A 25,001-nucleotide genomic window follows, 5' to 3' on the forward strand; every position below is an offset into this window, starting at 1 on the left:
CCGGGACCGGGAGGCCCGAGGCCGCCCGGCGACGTCGTAGGACCGACCGAATCATGGAACCCCCCGTTGCCTTCGTCCTGATATGTCCGGCCGCCTGCACGTACCGGGTGTGTGCGGCCCAACGTACCGGCAGGGGAGAGCGCCGTACCCCGTCCTCGACCGACGACGGGGTACGGCGCTCACAGCAACTTCGTCGGGGCGCGCCAGGAAGGAGTTCGAGTGGCCGCCCCGCCGGGCACCGCAACTGCTTCGGCCAGCCAGGTGCCGGTCAGGGCGTGTGGTCGGCTTCGCCGGGGTCCTGGACTGCCGGAGGCTCGAGCCCGTCGAAGTTGCTCAAACTGAGTCGGCCGGCCTAAGGGCTGGTCGGCGAGGCGACGACCAACTCGGTGTTCGGGTCATGGTCGATCTGTGGAGGGCCGGCGACGATCATGGTGGCTCGGGCCCACGGCTTTTCTCGCAACATGAACGGCAGTTCCTCCAGCAGCCAGTTCGCCACGTGCTCCCGCTGCTCGGGGGAGTCGCCGTCGCGGGAGACCAACAAGCGCTCTTGCTCATCGAGGTCACCCTGCATCCACACCGATGCGTCCAACCACGGGGCAAGCTCTTCGCGGATGATGCCGGTGCCCTCGACCCAGATGAAATCGGCACCGGCGGGGGCGGTGATCGATCCGGGCCGGTCGTGGGCGATCCAGGCATCAGGGCGGAAGTCCACTGCATCACCCCGGCACAGGGGTTGCAGGATGTTCTCGACCAGCACGGCACCCCAGTCGAAGCAGGCGTGGTTCCAGGCGACGTCGTCGGTGTGCACGATGGCGGAATTGGGCACCACCTTGCGCAGCCGCTCGGCCAGGGTCGTCTTGCCGGCGCCGCCCCGCCCGTCGACCGCGATCACCCGCGGACGCCCGATGACGTCGGGTGAAGCATCGCGCAGCTGCCGGACGGCGGCGAGCACGGTCACCACCCGCCAGCCAACGGCCTCGGTCTCGCCTGGATGCAGATGCATCGACAACCATTCTTTGGAGGTGAGGACACCCGTCCCGCCTGCCCGGACGGGTCCGCCGATCGCCTGACCTTAACGACGTCACGGTCGAGAGGCCACGTCGGTGTCGGGCCGCGACAGTCGATCCAAAGTGGCGCTGAAGACCACTCGCAGGCCACTCAGCGGCTGGTGTCGCCCCGTCAGATCCCAAGCCGGGGACGCCATCCGAACGATCAGGCCGGTTGAAAGAGGTCACTGGGTGACGTCACTTCGAGAACCGACAGCAGATGTTCACCACTTCGGGAGGCAGGCGGCGGAGGTCCTGTTCGATGGCAAGTGGCGCGTGCGCCCGCATCCCTGAGGAGGGCCAGCCTTGGGGATCAAACTGATCAACGGTTGAACCATGACTACGCACAGAGCGGCGGGAGCCTGGAACTGCGGGTCACGGCCCTTTGTCCCCATGGCGGTGGGCGACCCGCCACAACCTCGTGGTGCGCCGGCGGAGCCCAGGCGCCCTGGTCGGCTCGGCTCCCGAGCCGACCGGCGATGCCCCGCTGCACCGATTCCAGCGGCCGCCTGGTGTTCAGAAACTCCCTCCCCACCCTGAACAAACCACGGCGCGCCCCAGACGGGGGGTACCGGCAAGCGCGCAACAGACACCCAGGAGATGGGGGGACGTCACACAGTTCCGCTCAGCGCGGCGCCGGCCCGGGAGATGACGGCCGGGCTGCGCGAAAGCGATGGACGACGCGGCGCTCCGTCGAGGCGGCCCGCCTCCAGCGTTCATCGAAGTCGCCAGCGAAGACCAGCACACCGCAGGGGCAGCCTCGAGCTCGTGACGCAGCCGACCGCCATCGGACGCGGCTTACGGACCCGCGAGTTGGCCGGCAGTCACTCAGCAGCTGCGCACCCGCCCGGGCTGTGGGAGCGTAGGCGGGGCCGGCCCGTGGCCTTCCCCCCGTGGTGACGGGCCGGCCTCAGCGTTCGCGTCGCCTTCGCCCCTTGAAGGGGCAGGCCCCGGGCAAACGCGAAGCCCCGGCTGGACGGGGGAGGCCAGCCGGGGCCGTGTGCGGTGGCGTGCGGAGGGCGGTCGCCTCTCGGCGGGAGGCTCCATGGGGCTTCAGCCGGACGATCGTCCCCATGGGCTATAGGTGAGGCCCGGGGACACTGTCCCCTCCGCAGCCACATATAGGTGAACGGTCAACCGTGTTGGGATGTTCCTTGTGCTGCCGGAATTCCGCTGTGAGGTGGGGCACCCGACCTCAGAAGCCGTTACGCATCTACCGTGAGTGACGGTGAGCTGTGATCAACTCGGAAGGGCCCGCTTCCCTTCTGTCGGTGAACTTCTAGGCGCGGCTGGAAACAGATCTAGGAGAAGCACAACGGCTTCTTACCGGCCACCAGTGACGATGGCTGTGCCGCTGCACCGAACGTGTGACCTGAAAGTGAGCATCAGCGTCTTTCGAGATGCCGACTCGTTGCCCAGGTATGGGACGAACCTGCACGTGTGGGCGATCTCTTCTGCCACCTGTGGCGTCTGCGCGGGCGGCGTCCCGAGGGCTATACCTCCTGCACCAGAAGCCGCGCGTTGATGGTGGGATTGCCCGCCTGCCCGAGGGGGAAGGCCGAACCGATCTCCGCGGCGTGCCGGGGCACGTCGATACGGACGGACAGCGTCCGGTCGAGAAGCTGTTCCTGCGTCATCCGGAAGTCGATGTTGACGATGCCGTGCTGCACACACGTCGCACAGTTCTGCGGATCCTCCGGTTGGAAGAAGAAGCGCTTCGCGACAGGCTCGTTGTCGGCGAGCAGACTCACCACGAACGACCCCGGGATTTGCAGCCGGTTGATCCCCTTCACTCGCACCGAAACCGGATTGGCGCTCCGGAACGCGAAAGTGCGGGAGGCGTCGATGCTTCCGGTCAGATTCTCCAACGCGCCCTCCACAGGGCTGATGAGTTCCAGTCGATCGTACGAGACGTCGGTTTCGATCGTCTGGTCGGCGGTCGCGCTGAACGGTGGCAGAGCGTTGAACGGCGTGGTGAGCCACTCGGTGTTCTGCCCTAGTGTGGATCGGAATCCGGGCAGCGTGGTCGCGCCCACGAGTGTCTGCCAGCTTAGCCAGAGGCGGTCGAGGTTGCAGTGGAAGAACCAGAACACCGGGTCGAAGGACGCGACATTCTGGTCGCCCATCGTCGGCCCGATCGATCCGTGGCCACCGTCGTGGGCCTGGATTGAGAAGTCTTGGTAACCGTTCACATTGGACTCGCCCCACAGCGACTGGGTCAGCGATGTGGCAATGTCGTCCAGGACCCCGAAGTCCCCCACGTTCTGTGCGATGTCGGTGGCTGAGAAGCGTTCGGTCTTGTACGGGAAGTATCCGGTCACGGGCTGTGGCGTCGCGGTGCCGCCGGGATCGGCCGGCAGGGTGTACGTGTCGAACGGTGGCTGTTGCAGCCGGTCCGGCAGCATGGTCGAGATGTCCCAGTAAGGAATCGTCACCTCCTCGCAGCCCGGGACGGAGCGCAGGGCGTCTTCGAACACCCGCAGGTACTGGCGGTGCCAGGGGTTGTAGCGGTCTTCGTGGTGCAGGCACCAGCGTTTCGGCAGGCCGTGGTGCCCGGCCAGGGCGAAGTAGCTGTTCGGATCGCCCGGGTCGCGGTCCATCAGGCCGGAGAACGCTCTCGCTAGCAGGTCGAACTCGGCATCGCTCAGCGCTGTGATGTCCTTGCGCAGCCGTGTCGCGGGACGCCCGTTCGCCGGTGGCTCGACCGGCGTCGCCGTACCGAGCGGACATCCGTTGACGATCCAGTTGCGGAACGTCTGCGAGCGTTCGGCACTCCATTGCCCCTCTGTGTCTGGCGGCATCCGAGGGTTCGGCGGAGCGGTCTGCGCGTGAATTGAGAGCGCGTTGCTCTTCACCCCGTCATAGGTGCCGAGCTCGATTCCCTTGGCGGCCATATGGGCCACGTCTTCGGGTCGAAAGAAGAAGCGAATATCCGCCAGATAGGTCGGAGCTGAAACGACTTGATCGGCGATCGGGTTGTTCATGCTTCCTCCGTTGGATTTCGCACGGGTGTGAGGGGCGACTGGGTGTTGCAGTAGCCGAGGCACTCGCATGAGCTATTCCGAGTATGCGGTATCCCAAGAGGTGTCTGAACGATCGACACTGGCCGACCGCGGCCTGAATCGCGAGGGGGCGACACTCCGTGAATTTCGGGCTCCGCTGCTATTAGTTGACCCCGCAATTTCATTTCGCGAGGGATCCGGGACGAATATCGCCTCCGTCCTGCTCGGGAAGTGGTGGGTCGTGGCGTGCCCGGGTTCCCTCCGTCGGCGGGCGGCCTTGCCGTCGCCGTCCGGGAGCGACGCACTCGGGACAGGGACGCCGCTGGCGTCGCCGTGAATCGGTCGGCGTCGTCGCCGGAGCTCCGCCCGGGCTGTTTGTCCCCTCCGGGCAGCTGCCTGCGAACCCTGTTGGTTGATCCTGCCTCACTGATCTCATCCAGCGGGACGGAGTGTTGCAAAGGGTGAGAGGCGGGTGCGGGGTCTGCCGGTGAGCCCGGCATCTTGGCGTCGGTGCACGAGGCTCGTTAGTTCGCAAGGGCCGCAGTGCCGCCCCCGGCACGGGAAACGGCTGCCCTCCGGCCGGGCGGCGTAACCCCGCACCTACTGCACGGGGGTCGTCACGATGCGTCGGAGGCCCGGAACAACGTCCGGCCGGTGGTCGCGCCGACGGGGCTTTGCTTCTGCCAAGGTGAAGCGACCGGCTGAGATGCGCCGGGTCTGGTGGTGGGGCTACGGTGACATTGCGGCGGCGGTTTCGGAGGTGCCATGCGGACTGGGCGTTCGTGCAAGGCGGCCGTCTTCCGTTCCATCCCATGTCGCTCCCGGGAGGAGATTGTCATGCCCGACGGACGCGTTGAAGCATTCAGCCAGATCGCAAGTGTGGCCCTGGCCGACCCAGGTACGAGAGATCCGCAGCTGAAGTTTGTGCAGGGATTCCTGCAGCGGTTCGGATATCTGGGAGGAAACTCCTTCACGCCGGGAACAGTTGACGTGAAGACAGCCGATGCCCTGAAGAAGTATCAGGAGCGGAACGCCGTTCCCTCCACCGGCAGTTTCGACGAACTGACCCGCGACGCCATGACGAGCGCTCGGTGCGCGCTTCCCGATCTCGACAACGGGGTGGCGTTCAGCACCCGTTGCTCGTGGACCAAGCGAGAACTGACCTACGCGTTCGACGTCGACAGCACAGACACCACCGGCACACCTGAATTCGAGTCGGTGCGCAACGCCATGCGTACTTGGGCGGCGGCGGTGCAGCTCACGTTCACCGAGGTCACCAACGAAGGCGCCCCCGACATCCTCATCGGCTGGCGGCCGGCCAACGACCCCGATCACACCATGGCCGGCGGCACTCTGGCGCATGCCGACTTTCCCCCTGACTGTGACATCGTCACCGCAAATCTTCCCAAGCCCGTGCACTTCGACGACACGGAGCACGTCTGGTCGATGGGCGCGGCGGTGAACGCTTTTGACGTGGAAACCGTGGCTCTCCACGAGCTAGGCCACATTCTGGGCCTCCAGCATTCCAGCGTGAACGGCGCTGTCATGTTCCCCACGGTGAGTTCGAATTCCACCCTGCGCGTGCTGCAGCCCGACGATGTGGCGGGAGTTCAGCAGCTCTATCCGTGAGGGTGCCCGCTCGGGTGTCGCACCGGCCAAGCCAGCCCCCCGACTGCTTCGGCGATCTGGTTCAACGCCGCGCGGAGCGTCTCGACCACGAACTCCAGCCGGTTCAGATCCCTGGTCGCCCCGGCGTCCCGGCGTCCCGGCGTCCCGGCGTCCCGCAGCACCGCGTCGAACACCGCACACCCCACCCGTGCGGTCTCCTCAGGAATCTCCGCCAACTCCACCCCACGCAACGACACGAACGCGCCCCTGAAGGTGACGACGGCCTGCGCAACCCCCACGGGATCGCGCAGGTCGTCGTCATGCAGATCCCGGATTTGCCAACAGCGTCACTGCGGACCCCGCTTAACGGCGACCCATCGGGCCGCCTCATCGAGGCGGGCAGCAGGCGGATATGCCTCGCGATCGCTGTGCAGCTTCAGATGTGCTTCAAGGCAGCGGTGACCGGTGGCCCGACGCGTCAGAAGCCGCAAGGGACCTGCCGTGCTGCGGATGGCCGTTGCGCGGACGTCTCGCCTCGAGAGCGTGGCCATGGATCAGGCCCCGCGTTGCCCCCGGCGGTGGCTGTACGCGCCGGCAAGCTGGCTAGCCCCTGATCACCGTCAGCTTCCGGACAGATCTCCTTCCGCCGGCTCTGCCATGTTCTGTGCCACCGACTGGCCTAGGCGTCCTTGGGAACGTCGTGGCGGGTTGCCTGGCCGAACTCGGTCTCGAGGCGGCCCAGCAGCCGGCTGAGCAGCGCGTCCGCGACGCCGAACCATCTGCCTGCGTGATCGACGCGCAGAGCGTCAAGACTTCCACCAGTGTCCCAGCCTCAAGTCAGGGCATCGACGCCGGCAAGAAGATTGTCGGCAGGAAGCGGAGCATCATCACCGACACCCTCGGCCTTGTGCTGGCGGTGCTGGTCACCGCGGCCGGCGTCCAGGACTCCACCGCCGGCCGAGCCCTCCTGGAACAGGCCGCCACCGCCCACCCCACCCTGCGCAAGGTCTGGGTCGACGGCGGCTACCGCAAACACTTCGTCGAGCACGCCGCCACTCTCGGCATCGACCTCGAAATCGTCCAACGCTCCCCCGGCACCAGGGGATTCACTCCGATCCCAAAACGGTGGACGGCCGAGCGGACCTACGGCTGGCTCATGCTCCACCGGCGCCTGGCCCGCGACTACGAAACCTTGCCCACACGCTCCGAAGCCATGATCCACCTCGCGATGACCGACCTCATGGCCCGCCGCCTCACCGGCGAGAACACCATCTCCTGGCGCCACCCGACAACACCGGATCCAGTTCGCATCCCGGGAGAAAACGACCTCTCACTGCCGGATGACGCAGCCGGGGCCGCATACTCGATGATCGCTGGTGTCATAGGCGGCTCTGGCGGGCCATATCAGTGATCAAGCTGCGGAAGGACAACGGGACATGGGTGAGGCAAGCCAGCCGGTGATGCCGGAGACGGTGGACAGTCCCGCCTTGCGGGCCGAGCCGTCCGGCAGGGCGGCGCGGTGGCTGCTGCGTCACCAGGTACAGCCGGTGGGGCCGGCAGCCGGTGAGAGTCATGCCGAGCCGCATTCCTGGTGGAAGGTGATGTGCCTGACCGGCGTCGACTATTTCTCCAGCCTGGCCTACGTACCGGCGATCGCCGCCCTGGCCGCAGGAGCCGTCTCACCTTTGGCGACGCTGCTGATCGTGGCGCTCACCCTGCTGGGAATGCTGCCGATGTACCGGAAGGTGGCCAGGGAAAGCCCGCATGGTGCGGGATCGGTGGCGATGCTGGAGGACCTGCTGCCGTTTTGGTGGGGCAAGTTGTTCGTACTGGTCCTGCTCGGCTTCGTGGCCACCTCGTGGATCATCACCATCACCTTGTCCACGGCGGACGCCTCGGTGCACGTGGTGGAAAACCCCTTCTTCCCCTCGGTACTCCACGGCCATGAGGTCGCGTTGACGGTGGCGCTGCTGTTGATCCTGGGCGGAGTGTTCCTGCTGGGCTTCAGCGAAGCGGTCAAGGTGGCCATCCCCTTGGTGGCCGTCTTCCTCGCCCTTAACGCCGTCGTCATCGGCGTCGGCGTGGCCCACGTGCTCACCACCCCCGAAGCCTGGTCGGCGTGGACCGACTCGCTCACCGACCTGGGCGGCTTCGGCGATCTGGCCGGCCCGGCGCTGCTGGCCTTCCCGCTGCTGGTACTGGGCCTGTCCGGCTTCGAAACCGGTGTGAGCATGATGCCGCTGGTGGCGGCCGAAGGCGCCAACGACGAACAGCGACTGAAGGCCCGCATCCGCAACACCCGCAAGCTCCTCACCGCCGCCGCGCTCATCATGAGCGTCTACCTGCTCGCCGCCAGCTTCGTCACCACGGTCCTCATCCCCGAGGACGCGTTCGAGCCCGGCGGCGCCGCCAACGGCCGCGCCCTGGCGTGGCTGGCCCACGAGCATGTCGGCGAGGCGTTCGGCACCGTCTATGACATCAGCACCATCCTCATCCTGTGGTTCGCCGGCGCTTCCGCCATGGCGGGGCTGATCAACATCGTGCCCCGCTACCTGCCCGACTACGGCATGGCCCCCGAATGGGGACGCGCGGTACGCCCCGTCGTCCTCGTCTACACCGCCTTGTGCATCGCCATCACCATCGCCTTCGACGCCGACGTCGACAAGCAGGCCGGCGCCTACGCCACCGGCATCCTGGCGATGATGGTCTCCGGCGCCTTCGCCGTCACCGTCTTCGTCGCGCGCAACCGCCGACGCGTGGCCACCGCCGGCTTCGCCTCGCTCACCGCAGTGTTGCTCTACGCCCTGGTGGCCAACATCGTCGACAAGCCCGACGGCATCGCCATCTCCGGGTTCTTCATCATCGGCATCATCGCCGTGTCACTGGTCTCCCGCGTCTCGCGCACCACCGAGCTGCGCGCCGACCGCCTCGTCTTCGACGAAGCCGCCCGCCGTTTCATCACCGACACCCTCGCCCACGACCAGTCCATCAACATCATCGCCAACCGCCGCCAAGCCGGCGACGAAGCCGAGTACAGCGCCAAGGAACGCGAACAGCGCGGCACCAATCCGGTACCGGGCCCGGCCGATGTGCTCTTCCTGGAGATCGACGTCGTCGACCCTTCCGACTTCAGCGAGACCCTCACCGTCCACGGCGTCGAAGTCGACGGCTACCGCATCCTGCGCGCCCAGGCCCCGGCCGCGCCCAACGCCATCGCCGCGATCCTGCTGGCCCTGCGGGACGCCACCGGTGTGCGGCCGCACTGCTACTTCGCCTGGGCCGAAGGCAGCCCCCTGAAGCACATGTTCCGCTACTTCCTCCTCGGCCGCGGCGACACCGCCCCCGTCACCCGCGAGATCGTCCGCAGCAACGAACCCGACCCCGACCGCCGACCCGGCATCCACGTCGGCGGCTGAGTACCGCACCACGGGCTGCGCAGCCCGTTCCTGCCCGGGTTGACGATCAGCCCGAACCGCATGTACGCCACGCTGGTGGCCGCCGAAGGCAACGTGCCGCTGGTGCTCACCCCGCACCAGAACCGCAAGCTGCTGCCGTTCACCCACGTGAAGGTGACCGACAAGGGCGTCCGGATCGGCAACCGCACCTACAACAGCGAGCCCCTGCAGGAGTACAAGAACCGGCACACCGGGATCCCCGGGCAGGGCAGGCGCTGGCAGATCCGCTACAGCCCGTACGCGCCGCGGTTCGTGTGGCTGTGGGACCACAATGAGGACGGCTGGGTGGAGGCGGAGTTCATCCACTCGTAGGAGATGACTGGATCGAGTGGACCTGGGAGCAGGCCACCCTCAACGTGCTTGAGGACGGCGGTCGCAGGGAGGACCAGCGGCGTATCGCCCGCGAGGTGTCGGCGCTGCGCGAGCGGGCCCGGCGCGGCCCGGACCCCGATGTCCCGCGGGTGCCGCAGCTGTTCACCGGCCCGGCCCTGGATCTGGACGTGCCGGTGGCCGACCCGTACGAAGGCATCATAGGGTCGTGCGGCCGTTGTCTGGTGCCAACGATGTGTAGGCAGTCCCCGCTCTTCTGTAGGCGACTGCGCCCGCGTACCAGTTTTCTGTAGGCAGGTTCCGAGTCCGTCGGCCTTGTGTCGGTGGCTGAGGGCTCCTGCGGTCGTGCCGTCAGTCGGCGGCATTCCGGAGGCCCGGAGTCCTGCCCCAGCTATGTGTAGGGAGTCCCACGCTTTTGTGGGTGAGTGGCCCGCGTTCCGGTGATGTGTAGGCGGGATCGGCATCTGATGGCACGAATTATGCTGAGGCCCCGCCTCATCAGCTCAGGGAGCTTCGTGCCGCCGTCCTTCGCTCATCAGATAACCAAGTACAACCCCGCCGACCGTGACGAGCGCGGGCACTACACGGGTGCTGAGGACACGGTGAGCGACCACGGACCGGTCGAGGCGGCCTACTTGGAAGCGATCGCCGTCTTCGCACGGGAAGCGGGGATCGACACACTGGAGATCCGTGAACCCGAGGTCACCGGCTTCGTCAACTTCGGCCTGGAAGAACCGCTTGACGGCCATGGCCTCGCCGGCCTGTTCCCGCCGGACCTGACTGGCTACTACGACGGTGCCGAAGTTTCACTGTCTGTAGCGTTGGAGCTGGTGCGGACCATGCTTCGCGACGAGGGTGCTTGGTGCCGGTTGGAGCGCGAGGACACGTTCACCATCCACGTCGGGTGGGACCAGTACGTGTACGTCAGCAGCGACCGACCCTGCGACGCAGCGGTCGCCCAGACACGTGAACTCGGCCTGTTTGCACAACCGATCAGCGCCTCCCCCTACGCGGCTGATCTTGAGGAACCTGAAGTGACCGAGGCTGCCGACGAGGACTTCTGGGAACGAGTCCGCGTCGAACTCGCGTCGCAACAGACGCTGCTCCTGGAAGAAGCCTACGTCCGTAACGCGACCCGTTGGCACCGCCTCACCGCGAGCAATCTCGACCCGGTACGCGCTGGGCTCGGTCCTCGCGCGCTCCTGACGATCTGGCCGGACCTCAACCCCGATGTTGACGAGGTCCTTGCTTCGCTGCCCGCGGACGCCGCCATGGACTTCGTCTGGGAGGCACCAAACGGAACGATCCGCCATGTCACCATCGACGAAACCGATCACCAACAGCTCGCCTCCCTGGTCGCGGGCGCGAAAGCAGCCTGCTCTTTGCCCCTGATTCTCGACGAGCGCCACCCGCTGTTCCATGCTGCCTTGCCGGATAGCGACGGCGTGCTGCGCGCCAGGTGGTGACCAGGCCACCGCTGGCGCCGTGAGCGACTCATCGTCCTGCCTACGGCCGAGTGGGACATCGGCCGCTCTCGTGTCCCGCTCAACTCTAGGCACCGCTGGTCAAGGTCCTCGCCCTGCCCACACTTATCTGGGACAGGACAGCCGTCGGCGCGGCGCGGATAACCTGCGCGAATGAAGTGGATTCAGCGGGCCGCTGGCGCGGTCGTCGGCTCAGCGGTGGGTGACGCTCTGGGCGCCCCCTTCGAGTTTGGCCCCCAGGGAGCGTTCTCTGCGCGGTTTCCCGCGCCCGGTGCCGGTGGCGAGATGTGCGGAGGTGGTGGCTGGGACCCCGGCGAGGCCACTGACGACACGCAGATGGCCGTCTTGGTCGCGGAGTCGCTGCTGGAGCGGGGCGGGCTGGACCTACCGGACATCTTCGCCCGTTTCCAGCGGTGGGCGGCATCAGAACCGAAGGACATCGGCTTGCAGGCCGAAGACGTCCTGACCAACGGCATGCCCTGGGACCTCGCCGCCGCGATCCACTTCCAGGTCAACCAACGAGCGGCGGGAAACGGCTCCTTGATGCGGGCGTCGACCTCCGCAGTCCACTTCGCGGCCGCCGGCCAAGAAGCCACCATGGAGGCGGCCCGCCGCATCGCTGCCCTCACCCACGGGGACCGCGCGGCCTGGGAAGGCACCGCGATCTTCCACGAGCTCATCCGTGTCACGTTCGAGGACATTGACCCCCTCGCCGCGCTCCCGGACGTCCTGGCTCTTGTCCACCCCGACCACCGCGGCCGCTACGCCACCGTCCTCGCGCCCGACTGGCACCCCGAGCAGGCGACCGAGTTCAACGGTGCCGTCTGGCCCTGTCTGGGCTCAGCCGTCTGGGTCCTGCGCACCACCACCAGCTTCGAGGACGCGATACGCGCGGCCATCGACCTCGGCGGTGACACGGACACCGTTGCCGCGGTGACCGGAGGCCTCGCGGGGGCGTACTACGGGCTGGACGCAATCCCCTCCCGCTGGACCCAACCGCTCCGTGTCCCCCTCCCAGGATTCGACGGACGGGTGCTGCACGCGCCAGATCTACTCAACCTTGCACGCCGCCTCGGAGGCTGAACCGGGTGCTGTTCCGCACTCTCCACGAACTCCGGCCTCAGCCGCAGTCACCAGTCACCTGACCAGTGGCTCCGCAAGGAGGACGACTCGATCTGCTTCGACATCGAATCCGAGCACCGGATGACCATGGGCACCCTCCGGGTGCATCAGCACCGGCTTACCCAACCTCCGCCCGATCTCCCGCAAGAAGCCACAGAACAGTTCAAGTCGCTCCTGCCCCTGCAACTCGCGCAGATCAACGTCGAAATCGATCTCCTCGTCTGAGTAGAAGCGGAAGATCGCCAGCACATCAGCTCTCAGCCAGACACGCAGGCTCGGGCACTCAGTATCCGCTGGTCGAGACAGTGCAGCCTCCGCCCGGGGCAGGGGAAGCACCCTCTCTCCTTCCGAGTATTGGCACTTCCAGCCCTTCTCCACGACGAGATCCAGTACCTCCTGCCAGTTATTCCTCGAGGCATCAGGGACACTCACGTCCGGTAGCGATCCCATCAGGTCCGGATCGAAGAAGCACTTCACGTCATCCCACAGGAGATCAGCCACACCGTCATACTGCCCGGCACCCGGCCTCAAGGCAGCCCTGTTTTCCCTGATCAAGGGCACAGAAGCTTTCGCAGGAAGTAGAGGCGCGGCAGTCATTCCGGCGGCAGCATTCGAGGCGTCACAGGGAGGGACGCCACGGAGCCGCCGCGGTGGAGGGCTTCGCGCAGGGTGGCATTCTCCGCTTCGAGTTCGGCGTTTCGCAGGCTCAGAGTCTGGATTTGGCCGAACTGGCTTGCGCCCCGGTGCCGGCCCCACCTTCAACACGCGTCCGCCGGAAGATCACCCGACCAGCATCTCCGTTCGACCGGCACGTTCCAAGATCGGTTCAGATGCACCCCCCAAAGAAAGGGCATCAAACCGGCCAGCAAATACATTCTCTGCATGCCCATAGCGTGCACGGAGCGTAGCGAATTATGGCGCTACGAACAGCCCTCGGCCTGCTCGATCACACTCCATCGAGGCGGAAGCGCCGCGGTTGCCAGCGCCTGGATCACAGGGTGTCGTGACGATCCTCCAGCCATCCCAGCTGATACTTGACCGATCATCGATTTGCTCATGGTGCAGGCGCTGCGCTCCTTCGCCAGGAAAGGCTTGGCTTGCCGGTGGAGCATGGGTAAGGGGAAACAGATAAGGAGTTCCTCATGGCTCATGCTTCCACGGTCGCTGTTCTCGGAGCAGGTGCGCTGGGCGCCGCGATGGCAACGCGGCTCGGAGATACTGGCCACGAGGTAAGGCTGTGGAACCGTACGGAGGAGAAAGCCCGTGCGGTGGCGGACGGCGCTGGCGGGGTCAGAGCCGTGGGCGCGGTGGGCGGTGCGGTCGCCGGCGCGTCCGTCGTCATTACTGTGCTCCGTGACGGCGATGCGGTCGCGGAGGTCATGCAAGACGCCATTGACCGGCTCGACAAAGATGCCGTCTGGGTGCAGGCGAGCACAGTAGGGCCACGGAGCGCCGGCGCCCTGGCCGGTCTGGCGCGTGATCACGGTGTCGCCTACCTCGATGCACCAGTCTCGGGAAGTACCGCTCCCGCTCGGCAGGGCAAACTTGTCTGGCTGGCCGCCGGCACCGAGGACGCCCTCGCGCGGGCGCGTCCCGTGCTCGACGATCTTGGCTCGTCCGTGCTCCACGTCGGGACGGGGACCGAGGGCAGCGCCGTCAAGCTTGCGGTCAACGCCTGGATGGCGGCCTCGACGGTCGCCATGAGCGACGTCCTTGCGCTCTGCGACGCTCTCGGCGTCGACCACGCGATGTTCGTCCGGGTGCTTGAGGCGGGCCCGCTCGCCATGCCGTACGAATTGCAGAAGGTAGGCCTCATGGACGACGCCTCCTACGCGCCCGGATTCGCGGTGCAACTCGCGCTGAAGGACATCGACCTGGCCGCAGGGGCTGCAGCCCCCAGCCCGCTGCTCCAAGTTGTCCGGGACCGCCTGGAAGCAACCGTCGAAGCCGGCCACGACAACGACGACCTCGCCTCCGTCGACTACTTGCGGAAGCCGCCGCCGTAGTCCGCCCTGCGGGCCGTCATTCGCCGAGGGCCCCTTGAGGAAGGCACCGCATGAGCAAACTGCTGACTGATGCCGGTCATACGCTCGTCCCGCCGCGCGGGGATCCTCATGGCCCGCTGCCCCCGCTGATGCTCACACTCACGGTGGTGACAGGCCTGGTCGATGCGGTGAGCTATCTGGGACTCGGCCACGTTTTCGTCGCCAACATGACCGGCAACGTCGTATTCCTCGGGTTCGCACTGGCTGGTGCCGAGGGGCTCTCGGCGCCGGCCTCCCTCACCGCCCTTGGCGCCTTCCTCGGTGGTGCGTTCGCCGGAGGCTGCCTGCACGCCCGGATGGGCACGCATCGCGGTCGGCTGCTCACCCTCGCCCTCGGGGCACAAGTGCTGTTGGTGGCCGTGACGGTGATCGTGGCTGCGGCCACCGACGACAATGTGACATCGGGTGCCCAGTACGTGCTCATTGTGCTCCTCGCGACGGGCATGGGGGTGCAGAACGCTGTCGTCCGGCGCCTCGGCGTCCCCGACCTCACCACGACCGTCCTCACTCTGACTCTGACCGGACTGGCCGCCGACTCCAGGGCGGCAGGTGGCACCGCACCCCGGCCCGGCCGTCGCGTCCTGTCCGTTGTGGCGATGTTCCTCGGTGCCCTCATCGGTGGCCTTCTCCTCCTGCACGTCGGCCTCTCTGCAGCTCTGGGCCTGCCGCTGCTCCTGCTCGTTGCCACCGCTGCATTCACCCATCGGCTCTCGGCTTCCGACGCTGCGTGGACCCGGCCTCCCACGTCGTGACCGGCGAACGGGAGCAAGCACCTTGATCAGTACATCGAGGACCGCGGCGCCATGTATCGGCTGGTCGCCAGGCATGCGCTGCTGGACACGCGGCTACTGGTGTGGATGCGCGGCCTGCCCGCCAGACGTTCGCTTTCAATCTGGCCTGAGGAGGTAGCTATGCACACCACCACGTTGGGCAAGTCCGGCCTCAAGGTGTCCCGCATCGCGTTCGGCACCTGGCAGCTGGGCGGGGACTGGGGAGGCTTCGCCGAGGAGGGGGTCAAGACAGCCGTCCGCCGGGCGCGCGAGCAAGGGGTCAACTTCTTCGATACCGCCCAGGCTTACGGTTTCGGCGCGTCAGAACGGCTGCTCGGCGACGCTCTGCGGACCGAGCTCGGCAGGAATCGCGACGAACTGGTGATCACAGAGTGCGTAGCGAACGGAACGGGCGACGGCCCCATCCCCGTGCGGGCCGTCATCCTCCTGATCCTCAACGGCAGTGCCGGGCACGTGCCATCCATTCCGCCCCGGCTGCTGCGTCGTCGAGCCTTCCCCGACGCGGGCGTGGGTCTACCGAGGGGCGGTGAGCTTGGTGCGGAGGCGGTTGAGGGTGCGGTTCAAAAGGCGTGAGACGTGCATCTGGGAGATGCCCAGTTCCTCGCCGATCTCGCTCTGCGTCATGTCGGCGACGAACCGGAGGGCGAGGATCGTGCGTTCACGGTCGGGCAGCGCGGCGACGAGCGGTTTCAGGGCGTAGAGGTTCTCGACCCTGGCCAGTTCGGGGTCCTGGTAGCCGATATGGTCGGCAAGCGTGTCGTCGGAGCCCATGGCGTCGGCCGGAAAATCCAGGGAAGCGGCCGAGTAGCCGTTGGCGGCCGTCAGCCCCTCGGCGACCTCGGCCTCGTCCAGGTCCAGGTACTCGGCCAGCTCGGCCATGGTCGGCGGCTGGCCGTTGGCCTGCTCCAGCGCAATGGTGGCGTCGGCCAGGTCCAGGCGCATTTCCTGCAAACGGCGCGGAACGTGCACAGCCCAGGTGGTGTCGCGGAAGAAGCGTTTGATCTCGCCCATGATGGTCGGCAGGGCGAAGCAGGTGAACTCCACACCACGCTGGAGCTCGAAACGGTTGATGGCCTTGATCAGACCGATCGTGCCGACCTGGACGACATCCTCGTACGACTCGGTGCGCGACCGCATACGCCTGGCGGCGTAGTGCACGAGGTTGAGGTTGATCTCCACCAGGCAGTTGCGCACGTACGCGTACTCGTCGGTGCCCTCTTCGAGCTCACCGAGGCGAGCAAAGAGGGACTTGGAGAGCTGCCGGACCTCCGCGGCGCCCAAGCCGTCGGTGTCCGAGAGCGTCGGAACATTCTGCAGTTCCGGCAGAGGGATTCCGCTGCCGGAGCAGCTCGTATGTCGCTCGGCGTACGAAGTCGTGCGTACAGGTCTGCTGCTGGTCTGGGTCACCATCATCGCTCCCGAAAGCGAAGGGCGCGCTTTCTGGTCGAGAGCGCGGCGTGGATGGCTCATACCCTCCAGCTCCCGTTGCATACGGGATGACTTGACTATGCGTACATTCATTTGATCACCGAATTCACCCATTTAGGGACGTCCAAAGGGGTGCTCGAAGCGGAGTTCGGCTCTCCACGGCCGCCTAATTGCTGCGCGGCTGGATTCCCGCCCCACCGTGCAGGTTCGTCGCTCGGCACGGCGGCATCCGGGCTGTGGGAGAAGGAGCTTGGTGGGCCGATGCACCTGAGCGCGGTCGCGGCCGGGACATCCCCGGATCGGGTGCCGCGCGGCATGCCGGGTCGACCTGACGGTACCCGGGGCCGAACTACTCCCGAGCTCGACTGCAGGGACCAGCAGCCAGGAGCCCTTCGGGAGGGTGCAGTTCGGGTCCCTCCCCGGGTTTGTGGTTCGAGTGCCCCCAAATGGCGGTCTCATGTCCACCGCAGGTGTTCCACTCGAGGGGTGAGAGCCGGTCCTCCTGCCCGCGATGGGCCGTGGCAGGCGAACGACCCAGGGCCGACGAGAACGTTGGGCGCTGTGGCGGAGCTGACCGTACGTGCATGTCGCGCACAGGGGATGTGCGGGATGGATTTGTGTGGCTCCCGAGCCTCCGGGGTAACGGGGGCTGTGCCTCGACGTGAAGGGGCAGGACGCCGCCGGCGGCGGAAGCCGGTGACGGCCGATGGCTCCTGTAGGGGCCGGCTTGCGCCCTGGCCCGACTACGGGGTGCAGGCGTCGCGAGACCTGGTCAACGTCTCGCGGCGGCGGCCGCCGCCGAACACTCTGATCAGCACCGGCGGCGCGGCCGCTCTACCTGCGGCGAGGCGGCGTCGGTGCGCAACTGGCCCGCCTGGTTCGCTCCGGCAGGTCCGGGGGCCGCTTTCGCATCCCGGGGAAGCGGGCGAATGCGCGGTTCACCGGTGTGCGGGGCGGGTCCGGCCATCACCACGAAGGAGTCCGGTCGCACCCCTGCTGAGCAGCGACGGGGATGCCACAGCCGAACGGATGGGAGTGTACGACGATGGTTGCGGACGCCGAGCAGACAGGTGAGCCACTGCTGGTGGTGCGTCAAGTCGCCGCCGCACTGGCCGATGCGACGCCTTGGACAGTGCCGGATCAGCTGTGCCGGGCCTACCAGCAGGCAATGGCCGCCGACAGCGTGGTGCTCTCTGCGCTGCCTCACACCGCACAATGCCATCTGATCCACGCCACCGGCCCGCTTGCCCTGCAGGGGGAGGAAGCCCAGTTCACTCTGGGAGACGGGCCCACCATCACCGCCTCCGCCTGCGGCCGTCCCGTCCTGGTCCCCGACCTGCGCACCACCACATTGCCTCTGAGTGCCCACCTGGCTGCATGTCTGCCCGCGGCGCGCACAGTGCTGGCCGTTCCGGTGAGCCTTCGTCAGGTGGATCTCGGTGTGATCACCCTCTACTACACCCAACCCCGGACCATCGGCGAAAACGCGGTGGGGCATGCACATTGTGCCGCCCAACTCGCCGTCGAACCGCTCATCCAGGCCCGGGAAACACTCGCCGCTGACGGCGACGACTGGCCGATGCCTGCACCGTGGTCCACTGTCCACGAGGCGATCGGCATGATCTCTGCCCGGCTCGGCTGCCCCGCCGCCGACGCTCTGGACCTGCTGCGAGGCCACAGCTTCACCACCGGCTACAGCCTGCCGCACATCGCGATCAAGATCCTCACGTACTTCGCAAACGCCGACTCCCAGGATGACGACCCCGGACAACGCGCAGCGACGTAGGCGCTGCGGCAGGGACATGGCCAATGCACCCGAGCCGCATGCCGTTGGGGAAGCCGATCCGAGGAACTACTTTCCCAAGGCAACCTCCAGGCGCACACTCGCCTTACGCGGCCGCCTTCAACCCGGCTGGCCCTCAACGGCGCAATCATCCAGACCGGCACCCACTCCTACCGGCTCGCCCCCACCAGGCCCAGGCCGAACGCGTCACCGCCAGCTGGCCCGCGCCCATCCCTGCGGGAAGGCGGCTCGGAATGAGGATCCTCCGATTGCATCCCGCCGAGGAGATGCCGATCCGGGCGATCGCACGGGAGTCGGGGATCTCAGGGATGACGGTGCGGCGGGCGGTGGCCAGCGACCAGCCGCCGAAGTACAAGCGAGCGCGGTTCGATCGTGGACGCGGTCGAGCCGAAGAAGCGGCAACTGCTCGAGGCCTGGTTGGGCATGTCGGCCACGGTGCTGGCTGAGCGGATCGGCTTTGCCCGCGAGCTGACCATGCTGCAGGCAAGACCCACATCGCCATCGGTCTGGGCCGCCGTGCACCTCCTCCCCGCGCATCAAGCCGCCTGGTGAGCTCGAAGCAGCAGGACGTAGGTGGAAGGGAGTTGGGTGAGAATACGGCTGAGGAGCTCCTCGCGGACAAGCTGGGCCACGACACGAAAGACGGACCGGTATTCCAGCTGGTGGTGCCACCGAGCCGCCAGTGCGCGGGACGCCAGGTCCTTGACGAAGCCCCGGTCGGCGGCCGGTTCGGTGGCGTGGATCTCGGATGGGTGAAGGTGACGGCGGCCTCCTGCGGCAGCCTGGCCGCGAACCCCCCGCACGCGTCGCCCGTTGGCTGGGGCCCGAGGGCGTCCAGCACGGCGCGCCGGACACTCCGCCCGTGCACGGGTGAGTACGCGCCGTCGTACCCCACTCTTTCCAGCATCTGCCCGAACCCCATGCCCATAGTGGACCGGCAAGGCTCGTGCTGCCTCAGTGCACCGTGCCGGACTTCGCTGCCGTACGGAAGGCAGCCGGCACGGTGCACCTGAATGAAAACGCCGGTCAGAAGGCCAGTACCGCGCGCACCGTCTTGCCGTCGGGTGCACCGATGACCTCAAGGCTTTCGGCGATATCCTGCACGATGGCCAGGCCACGGCCGCCTTCCGCCACGTCACTCTTCGGGCGCACCTGCGGCTGGGTCGGGTTGTCGTCGTGGACTTCGACGATCACCCGGTGGTCATACACGGCCAGTCGCAGCCGACAATCGCTGTGACCGTGCCGGGTGGCGTTGGCGACGAGTTCGGACACCACCAGCGTGGCATCGTTCACGCCTTCCGTGTGAACTGCTGCCACGCGCCTATGAGGCCGTGCGAGAAAGGCGGTCGCCAGCTTCCGGGCCCTGCCGGCCGATGCACTGGCTTGGGGCAGTACGTACTCAGCGCGTGCCGTGTACCGATGGGCGTGCCGGAGCGCACGCATGACAGGTCACTTCCCCTCCTGGGACTACCGGTGTTTCGGCGGCGTGTGCCGCGCACCGGGGCCGCGGCGTTTACGCGGCCGGTCCTGCTTGACGGTCATGCCCGCTCCGTGTGATCGCCAACCCGGCATCACATCCACCGAGTAGCGGGCATCGGGCACTCAGCGTCTGGGCGCCTGGTCTGCGGCCATCAATCGGTGACGGACCGGTGCACGGTCGCGGCTTCGGGCAGCTTGTCGAGCGGCTCCTGAGACGGCCGCATAGGTCCGCTATGGCCGATGGACAGCTGGGCAGAGCGCGTTGGCGAACCTGTCTTTGGCCTGCCCTCGTCTCGCCGACGGCGCCGCGCGTGGTTGACGTGCTGTGAGCGCCGGGGCATCAGGGCGCACACAGCCTTGCCGCCAGGGACCCGGACGACCGTGACAGCCTTGGCCAGCCGACAGACCATCGGCCAGCCGAACCCACCGAACCGTCCGTTGAGGTCGGGGGTGCGTTCGCAGGGCGGAGCAGGGTCGGCGTCCAGTACCGCCACCTCGATCGCATCCGGGTGGGCGTCCAGGCTCAACACGCAGGTGGGGCCGTGGGCGTGTCTGACCGAGTTGGTCACCAGCTCAGAAACGACCTGCTCCACGTCGGAAGCAGCCCGCTCGTCCACTGCGGGGACCTGCCGGTGCAGGAACGTGCGGGCCGCTCGGCGCGCTCGGGCCGCGGAGTCCGGACCGTCACCGAGCACTATCTGATTGGGGGATCGGGCCTTTGTTCCTCGGACGGCGGCGCTGATCATCTACGTTTCCCTCCTCGTTGGCTTCACGCTTGCTGATTCTTTCCGGCTTCCCCGCTCCCGCAGGACCACGCCCAATGGGCAGGGTGTGAGGTGGGGGTACGGCTGCGCGGATGGCGTCGCGCCTCCCCGGGGTGAGAAGACAGCAGGGCCGATTTGGCGGCGTCACGGGCGAATGTGCGGACCGGGTCGGCGGCAGCCAACAGAGCCAGTTCCAATAGCCCGACGACGATTCTGCGCATCTCTTCCGGCACGCTTTCGCCGGCCCTGGTGATGGACACACCGTACGGACCTTGGCCACGGCTCGGGATTGCTCTGCCCCTTGCACTCGAGTGCGGCTGACCCACCCAGAACCCAGCCCCACGCAGGCCGAATTGCCTGGGACGCTGGACTCGACCACCGCTGTCGCTGCCCAGGTACTTGATCAGGCGCGCACCCTCCTCCCCAGCGCCCACGAGGAGGCCACACCGAAACACCGCGCCGCATTGGGCGCCGCCTTTGCGAATGAGCGTGCCGGCAGCTGAAGTCGTGCTGCGGAAACATCGGCAAAGGGGGCGGCATCGTGCACGGATAGACCTACGTCGGGGACCTGTGCGGCAGCTCACGGCCACCCACATAGGGCCGGACGTGGCTGGTGTCTGACCTGCGCGCCGCCCACCACAACAGCAGCAACTACTCAGAGCAATCCGAAGATTACAAGCAGCAACCTAGGGTATTGGGTCGCTCACCATGCTGGTCATGGTGGCCGACAGCGGCCCAAGCCACAACAAGGAGCTGCAATGGGTACTTCCTTGGAAGCACTGCTGGAATGCGTCCGCGAACGCGGCGGCTTTGCCGCCCGGCAAGAGGCAGCACGGGCCGCGCACGGCGTACTGCCCGTCCTTGGCGCCCACCTGGTGGGCGACGACCGCACCGACCTGGCACGTCTCCTCCCTCACCAATGTGGCCCTCTGCTGGCCGATGCCGAACCGGCCAGTGAACCCCTGACTCCGGAGGGGTTCGTCGAGGCGGTGGCCGAGCGCACCGGCGACGACGCCGGTACCGCGCGCCGCGCCGTCACCGCCGTGCTCCAAACCATCGCTGAGACAGCCGACGATGCACTGCTGCGCCGCATCCTCACCCAACTCCCGCCGGGCCACGCGGGCCTGTTCGGCCGTACCGAGCCGTCATGAGCGCCCTCCCCACTCCGATCTGGCTCCCGAGACAGCGCCGCCGCCGAGCAACACGACCACCTATGGAGCACGTCATGGGACACGCGGTTCAGGGCAAGTTGACCGCAAGTAAACGGGGCAACCGGCCCCAACACCACCATCCGAGAGCACCGCTGCCGCCCCGGGCGCGAGCAGTGGCGATGGTGCTGGCTTTCGCCGGCATGATGGCCTTCGGCATGGTGTTGACCCGCCTGACCCTGGAACCCTCTGCCGCCTCCGCGCCGCTGATCCACAGCAACCTGCGGCCGGGCGATTCCATCCGCAACTACCTCGCCCAGCCCGCGTTCCGTGACACGGTCAGGCAGCTCGGTGGCAACATCGTGCTGGGCGTGCCCTTCGGGCTGCTACTGCCCGTGATGGCACCGCGCACCCGAGGGCTTGCACGAGTGCTGGCCGTCACCGTCACGATCATGGTGCTCGTCGAACTCACGCAGGGGATCTGGGTGACGGGGCGGGCCTTCGACATCGACGACGTCATCCTCAACACCACGGGTGCCCTGCTGGGCTACGTCGTCCTGGGGCGCCGGCTCGGTCACGCGGTCCATCCCCCGCGACCTCACTGGTGGCGCCGTTTCACCAATCGGCCTGCCACGGGGAAGTGACCTGTGCCGCTTCTCAGCCGCTGCGCCATCGGCGAGCACTACGGTCCACGGTCGACTCCTGCCAAACGGCCGAGCACCTCCACCTGGCCGCCGCCGGGACCTGCACCCAGCGGGGCTGGCGGTCAGCGTGCGAGAACAGAGAAGAAGGCGTCACTGCCCGTCGCAAGAGAGCCGCTCTCTCGACTGCGGCTACGACCCTCGTCCATAGCGGGTCCCATTTCAACCTCGGACGCGAAGATCACGGGGCGATTGCCGGGCGTCACGTGGCCACGCTGTACTGGTAGTTGACGGCGCTCCCCGCAAAACGGGGACGCCCGTGACCATCAGCTGGCTATGCACGTAAGCACGGGGTTCTGGCACAGATCTTGGGGAGTCGTCGCGGAGAGTCACCCTGGTGTTCGATTGCGAGGGAGTGGTTCGCGTGAGCCTGCGTACGCCTTGCCGCTTGACCGTAGAATTTTGACAGCACTGAGTGTCGCCGACGCGGGACACCCCGCCGACCCGCGCCAGCGCGGTATGGATGCGTGCCGGGGCCCACTGGGTGAGGGTGGTTCACACGTGAGAACGGGACGCTACGACCAGAAGGCGTCGAACGCCCTCTGGTCAGCCCACAGCTCCCAGCCCTCGGTGATCCTTCCATCGCTGATGTGGAACACGATGGCGTAGTCCATGTCGAGCTCCCTACCGTCACGGGAGGCCGTGGCGTGCAGCAGGGCGACGGCGTGCGCGTCATCGGCGAGCACATCGTGGAGTTGCGGGCGGTAAGTGCCGCCGGACAGTCGGAAGTCGAGCTCGAATGTGGCGAAGGTGGCGTCACGGCCCTGGAAGTCGCCCGCGAGCGGGGATTGGCCGGGGATGTGCCACCGCACGTCGGGGTGGAACACCTCCGCCAGAGCGTCCATGTCGCCTGTCGAGAAGGCGTCCATGGCGCGTCTGAACACAGCGATGTTGGGATGTTCGGTCATGGAAGCCTCCTTGAGCCCAGAAGGATGCCCGGGAAACAGGTAGGAGGGCAGCGGCCACGCCCGGTCACCATTCCCTGCCACCTCGTTGGGTGCGGTCATTCGGAGCAGGTAGCGCCACGGATGGGCATGACTCGCAGCCCGGTGACCGGCTGACCTGGGACCCTTCACGAGGAGCACCCCGATGCTGCCCCCGGCAAGTAGCGGGCCAGGACGTCCTTCAGTCCGGGGCGGTCTTCCTCGGTCAGGGCCGTGGGGTGGCGGGTGAGCCAGCCGGTCACCTGCCGCACCGTCGGTGGCCGGGGCGGTGCGCCGGACGGAGCCGCGCGGAGGGTTGCGATGTGGGCGCGGACCATGGCGTACGTGACGGGAGCGTGCTCGGCAACGAGTTCGCCGTGCAGTCCGGTGACGCTGTTGCATCCCGCGGCGAAGCGTCGCTCCAGATAGGGCTTGTAGGGGTCCAGTCTGCTGGGCCGGGGCCGGTTCTCGCGGAAGGTGTCCTGCCACCGTGCGGCGTTCGCGTACCGGAGCACGGTGTTGAGACCCCAGCCCAGGTGCCGGGCAATCGCCCGGCGTGAGTGGCCTTGAGCGAGCAGCTCATGGACCAGTGCGTGCGCTGCCTTCTTTCGCTCGGCCCGCCGGCCGACGGGCGCCGAGTCGTCCTGCGGCCGACCGCCAGCCAGTCGGGTGGCCGCAGGACGACCCGGCGCTGGGCGACGGGTTGCGCAGGCACTCGCGGTGGGCGGCGACGCACGTCTCCACGGCCCGGCCGAGGCCCTGCCACAGATCGAACCGGTCAGCGACCTGCAGAGCGTCGGAGGCACCGCGGCGGGCACCCTCGGCGTAGGCGCCCGCCCGGTCACGGCAGATGATCTCCACGCCAGGGTGGCGGATCAGCCAGGCGGCCAGTGGTCCGGCTTCACGGGTCGGGAGCACATCGACGACGTGATGGTCTTCGACGCAGGTCAAGAGGACGGGCGTCGGGCCGGATGAGCAGGAGGAGCAGGCGCCGGACACAGGCAGACGGCGAGTCCGAGGAAGGCCTCATGGATGTCGTCGCGTCGTTCCCAGCGGATCCGCAGGCGGCGGCGACTCATGATGCGTCGCAATATCGGCGACGGACCGCGGCGCCAGCCCGCGGCAGGTATTCAGGCGGCGGCCTGCAGCAGCGGCCCAGCCTGTGTCAGTTCCAAGACCCGCTCGGCACACGGTGAGAGTGCCACACACGCGAATCTCACCCCGGTCTCCCTGGCGTGTTCGCGGGCGGTCAGCAGAACGTGCACGCAGGAACAGTCACAGAAGGACAGGCGGCCGAGGTCCACATCGACCCGGCCAGCTCTGTTGGTCACAGCCTCCTCCAGGGCTTCAGCCAACCGAGGCGACGTGGTGAAATCCGCCTCGCCCTCCACGACTACCAGGGTCCGGTCAGCCTCCATCGCGCTTGACACATGCAGACGCCCATCTGGCCCATACTGCTGGTCCCTGTCCATGACACCAGCCTCAGGGCCACAGGCCCCACCTGTCAAAGGCCCAAGTCCGGGCTCCTGGACGTCATTTCCCCTTCACGGACGTGTTCCGGTCCCGGTGGATGGTTTCGTGGCAGTTGAGGAGAGCGCTGACCCCGAGGACCTGCTGGTTGCGCATCACCGGGGTCGGTCGGTGCAGCCAGGCGCAGGCAGCCGCTGGCCTCACTGAGTGCGTGGGGCGGTGAGCAGGATGTCGATGCCGTTGGGGTCATGAGGCTGACGCCGCCGAGCCGCGACTTGGTGCGGTGTGGCAGGTGGTCTCCCGATTCTCCCCGCCGCGCGCGCCTGCGGCCGCCGTGGGGCCACCCCGCTCAGCCAGGCGGACGGAAGGCGGCGCCGGACCTCCGCAGGCGCAGCGCCGCC

23 protein-coding genes and 1 pseudogene are annotated in these 25,001 nt (G+C 67.4%); 13 read left to right on the top strand and 11 right to left on the bottom strand.

Annotation, left to right across the window (positions count from 1 at the left end):
* Positions 1-352: 352 nt before the first annotated feature.
* The gene (locus tag ACFY5C_RS40380) at positions 353-1,003 is read right to left on the bottom strand and encodes a uridine kinase (RefSeq protein ID WP_389455071.1); all 651 of its coding nucleotides are present in this window, start codon (positions 1,001-1,003) and stop codon (positions 353-355) included.
* 1,536 nt (positions 1,004-2,539) lie between these two features.
* A complete protein-coding gene (locus tag ACFY5C_RS40385; protein WP_389455012.1) occupies positions 2,540-4,030 on the bottom strand; it encodes a tyrosinase family protein in 1,491 nt (496 codons plus the stop codon).
* Positions 4,031-4,885: 855 nt separating this feature from the next.
* Between ACFY5C_RS40385 and ACFY5C_RS40390 the strand changes: the two genes are divergently transcribed.
* Entirely contained in the window at positions 4,886-5,677 is a 792-nt protein-coding gene (locus ACFY5C_RS40390; protein WP_389455014.1) for a matrixin family metalloprotease, read from the top strand.
* On the opposite strand, the gene ACFY5C_RS40395 is transcribed toward ACFY5C_RS40390, so the two are convergent.
* Positions 5,668-5,913 carry a hypothetical protein gene (locus ACFY5C_RS40395; protein WP_389455016.1) on the bottom strand — a complete coding sequence of 82 codons (246 nt, stop codon included), beginning with the start codon at positions 5,911-5,913 and terminating at the stop codon, positions 5,668-5,670. The two genes, ACFY5C_RS40390 and ACFY5C_RS40395, sit on opposite strands and share 10 nt — an antisense overlap.
* Positions 5,914-6,413: 500 nt before the next feature.
* Between ACFY5C_RS40395 and ACFY5C_RS40400 the strand changes: the two are divergent.
* The 5 genes and pseudogenes from ACFY5C_RS40400 to ACFY5C_RS40420 all read left to right on the top strand — a co-directional run.
* A pseudogene (locus ACFY5C_RS40400) lies at positions 6,414-6,944 on the top strand (transposase); the annotation flags it as partial.
* Positions 6,945-7,116: 172 nt separating this feature from the next.
* Positions 7,117-9,072, top strand: coding sequence for an amino acid transporter (locus tag ACFY5C_RS40405; protein ID WP_389455073.1), 1,956 nt, complete (start codon positions 7,117-7,119; stop codon positions 9,070-9,072).
* A 39-nt stretch (positions 9,073-9,111) separates the two neighbouring features.
* Positions 9,112-9,423: a Mu transposase C-terminal domain-containing protein gene (locus ACFY5C_RS40410; protein ID WP_389455018.1), complete on the top strand. Its 312-nt coding sequence runs from the start codon at positions 9,112-9,114 to the stop codon at positions 9,421-9,423.
* 533 nt (positions 9,424-9,956) lie between these two features.
* Entirely contained in the window at positions 9,957-10,907 is a 951-nt protein-coding gene (locus ACFY5C_RS40415; protein WP_389455020.1) for an RNA-binding protein, read from the top strand.
* 171 nt (positions 10,908-11,078) lie between these two features.
* Positions 11,079-12,008 carry an ADP-ribosylglycohydrolase family protein gene (locus ACFY5C_RS40420; protein WP_389455022.1) on the top strand — a complete coding sequence of 310 codons (930 nt, stop codon included), beginning with the start codon at positions 11,079-11,081 and terminating at the stop codon, positions 12,006-12,008.
* Between the two features lie 54 nt (positions 12,009-12,062).
* On the opposite strand, the gene ACFY5C_RS40425 is transcribed toward ACFY5C_RS40420, so the two are convergent.
* Entirely contained in the window at positions 12,063-12,548 is a 486-nt protein-coding gene (locus ACFY5C_RS40425) for a hypothetical protein (protein ID WP_389455024.1), read from the bottom strand.
* A gap of 641 nt (positions 12,549-13,189) precedes the next feature.
* Between ACFY5C_RS40425 and ACFY5C_RS40430 the strand changes: the two genes are divergently transcribed.
* From ACFY5C_RS40430 to ACFY5C_RS40440, 3 genes are all read left to right on the top strand, one after another.
* The gene (locus ACFY5C_RS40430; protein WP_389455026.1) at positions 13,190-14,053 is read left to right on the top strand and encodes an NAD(P)-dependent oxidoreductase; all 864 of its coding nucleotides are present in this window, start codon (positions 13,190-13,192) and stop codon (positions 14,051-14,053) included.
* Between the two features lie 50 nt (positions 14,054-14,103).
* Entirely contained in the window at positions 14,104-14,844 is a 741-nt protein-coding gene (locus tag ACFY5C_RS40435) for a YoaK family protein (RefSeq protein ID WP_389455028.1), read from the top strand.
* 159 nt (positions 14,845-15,003) lie between these two features.
* Complete coding sequence (locus ACFY5C_RS40440; protein WP_389455030.1) at positions 15,004-15,456, top strand: aldo/keto reductase; 453 nt, start codon at positions 15,004-15,006, stop codon at positions 15,454-15,456.
* Here the strand turns inward: ACFY5C_RS40440 and ACFY5C_RS40445 are convergent.
* The gene (locus ACFY5C_RS40445) at positions 15,397-16,296 is read right to left on the bottom strand and encodes an RNA polymerase sigma factor SigF (RefSeq protein ID WP_389455032.1); all 900 of its coding nucleotides are present in this window, start codon (positions 16,294-16,296) and stop codon (positions 15,397-15,399) included. The genes ACFY5C_RS40440 and ACFY5C_RS40445 overlap by 60 nt on opposite strands.
* Before the next feature lie 1,060 nt (positions 16,297-17,356).
* Between ACFY5C_RS40445 and ACFY5C_RS40450 the strand changes: the two genes are divergently transcribed.
* Positions 17,357-18,097: a GAF and ANTAR domain-containing protein gene (locus ACFY5C_RS40450; protein ID WP_389455034.1), complete on the top strand. Its 741-nt coding sequence runs from the start codon at positions 17,357-17,359 to the stop codon at positions 18,095-18,097.
* A 390-nt stretch (positions 18,098-18,487) separates the two neighbouring features.
* Positions 18,488-18,667, top strand: a complete 180-nt coding sequence (locus ACFY5C_RS40455) for a hypothetical protein (protein WP_389455036.1) — start codon at positions 18,488-18,490, stop codon at positions 18,665-18,667.
* Positions 18,668-19,141: 474 nt separating this feature from the next.
* Here ACFY5C_RS40455 and ACFY5C_RS40460 read toward each other — a convergent pair whose 3' ends face one another.
* Complete coding sequence (locus ACFY5C_RS40460) at positions 19,142-19,558, bottom strand: ATP-binding protein (protein WP_389455039.1); 417 nt, start codon at positions 19,556-19,558, stop codon at positions 19,142-19,144.
* Positions 19,559-19,746: 188 nt separating this feature from the next.
* A complete protein-coding gene (locus ACFY5C_RS40465; protein ID WP_389455041.1) occupies positions 19,747-20,340 on the bottom strand; it encodes an ATP-binding protein in 594 nt (197 codons plus the stop codon).
* A 776-nt stretch (positions 20,341-21,116) separates the two neighbouring features.
* Between ACFY5C_RS40465 and ACFY5C_RS40470 the strand changes: the two genes are divergently transcribed.
* Positions 21,117-21,509, top strand: a complete 393-nt coding sequence (locus ACFY5C_RS40470; RefSeq protein WP_389455043.1) for a DUF2267 domain-containing protein — start codon at positions 21,117-21,119, stop codon at positions 21,507-21,509.
* Positions 21,510-21,571: 62 nt separating this feature from the next.
* On the top strand, positions 21,572-22,150 hold the full coding sequence (locus tag ACFY5C_RS40475; RefSeq protein WP_389455045.1) for a VanZ family protein: 579 nt from the start codon (positions 21,572-21,574) through the stop codon (positions 22,148-22,150).
* Between the two features lie 572 nt (positions 22,151-22,722).
* On the opposite strand, the gene ACFY5C_RS40480 is transcribed toward ACFY5C_RS40475, so the two are convergent.
* The 4 genes from ACFY5C_RS40480 to ACFY5C_RS40495 form a co-directional block, all read right to left on the bottom strand.
* Entirely contained in the window at positions 22,723-23,115 is a 393-nt protein-coding gene (locus ACFY5C_RS40480) for a nuclear transport factor 2 family protein (protein WP_389455047.1), read from the bottom strand.
* A 164-nt stretch (positions 23,116-23,279) separates the two neighbouring features.
* The gene (locus tag ACFY5C_RS40485; RefSeq protein ID WP_389455077.1) at positions 23,280-23,645 is read right to left on the bottom strand and encodes a hypothetical protein; all 366 of its coding nucleotides are present in this window, start codon (positions 23,643-23,645) and stop codon (positions 23,280-23,282) included.
* 64 nt (positions 23,646-23,709) lie between these two features.
* Positions 23,710-24,129 carry a transposase gene (locus tag ACFY5C_RS40490; RefSeq protein ID WP_389455049.1) on the bottom strand — a complete coding sequence of 140 codons (420 nt, stop codon included), beginning with the start codon at positions 24,127-24,129 and terminating at the stop codon, positions 23,710-23,712.
* 131 nt (positions 24,130-24,260) lie between these two features.
* A complete protein-coding gene (locus ACFY5C_RS40495; protein WP_389455051.1) occupies positions 24,261-24,602 on the bottom strand; it encodes an STAS domain-containing protein in 342 nt (113 codons plus the stop codon).
* Positions 24,603-25,001: the final 399 nt, after the last annotated feature.

The sequence above is a fragment of the Streptomyces sp. NPDC012935 genome, from assembly GCF_042900345.1.
In the GTDB taxonomy this organism is placed as follows: Bacteria; Actinomycetota; Actinomycetes; order Streptomycetales; family Streptomycetaceae; genus Streptomyces.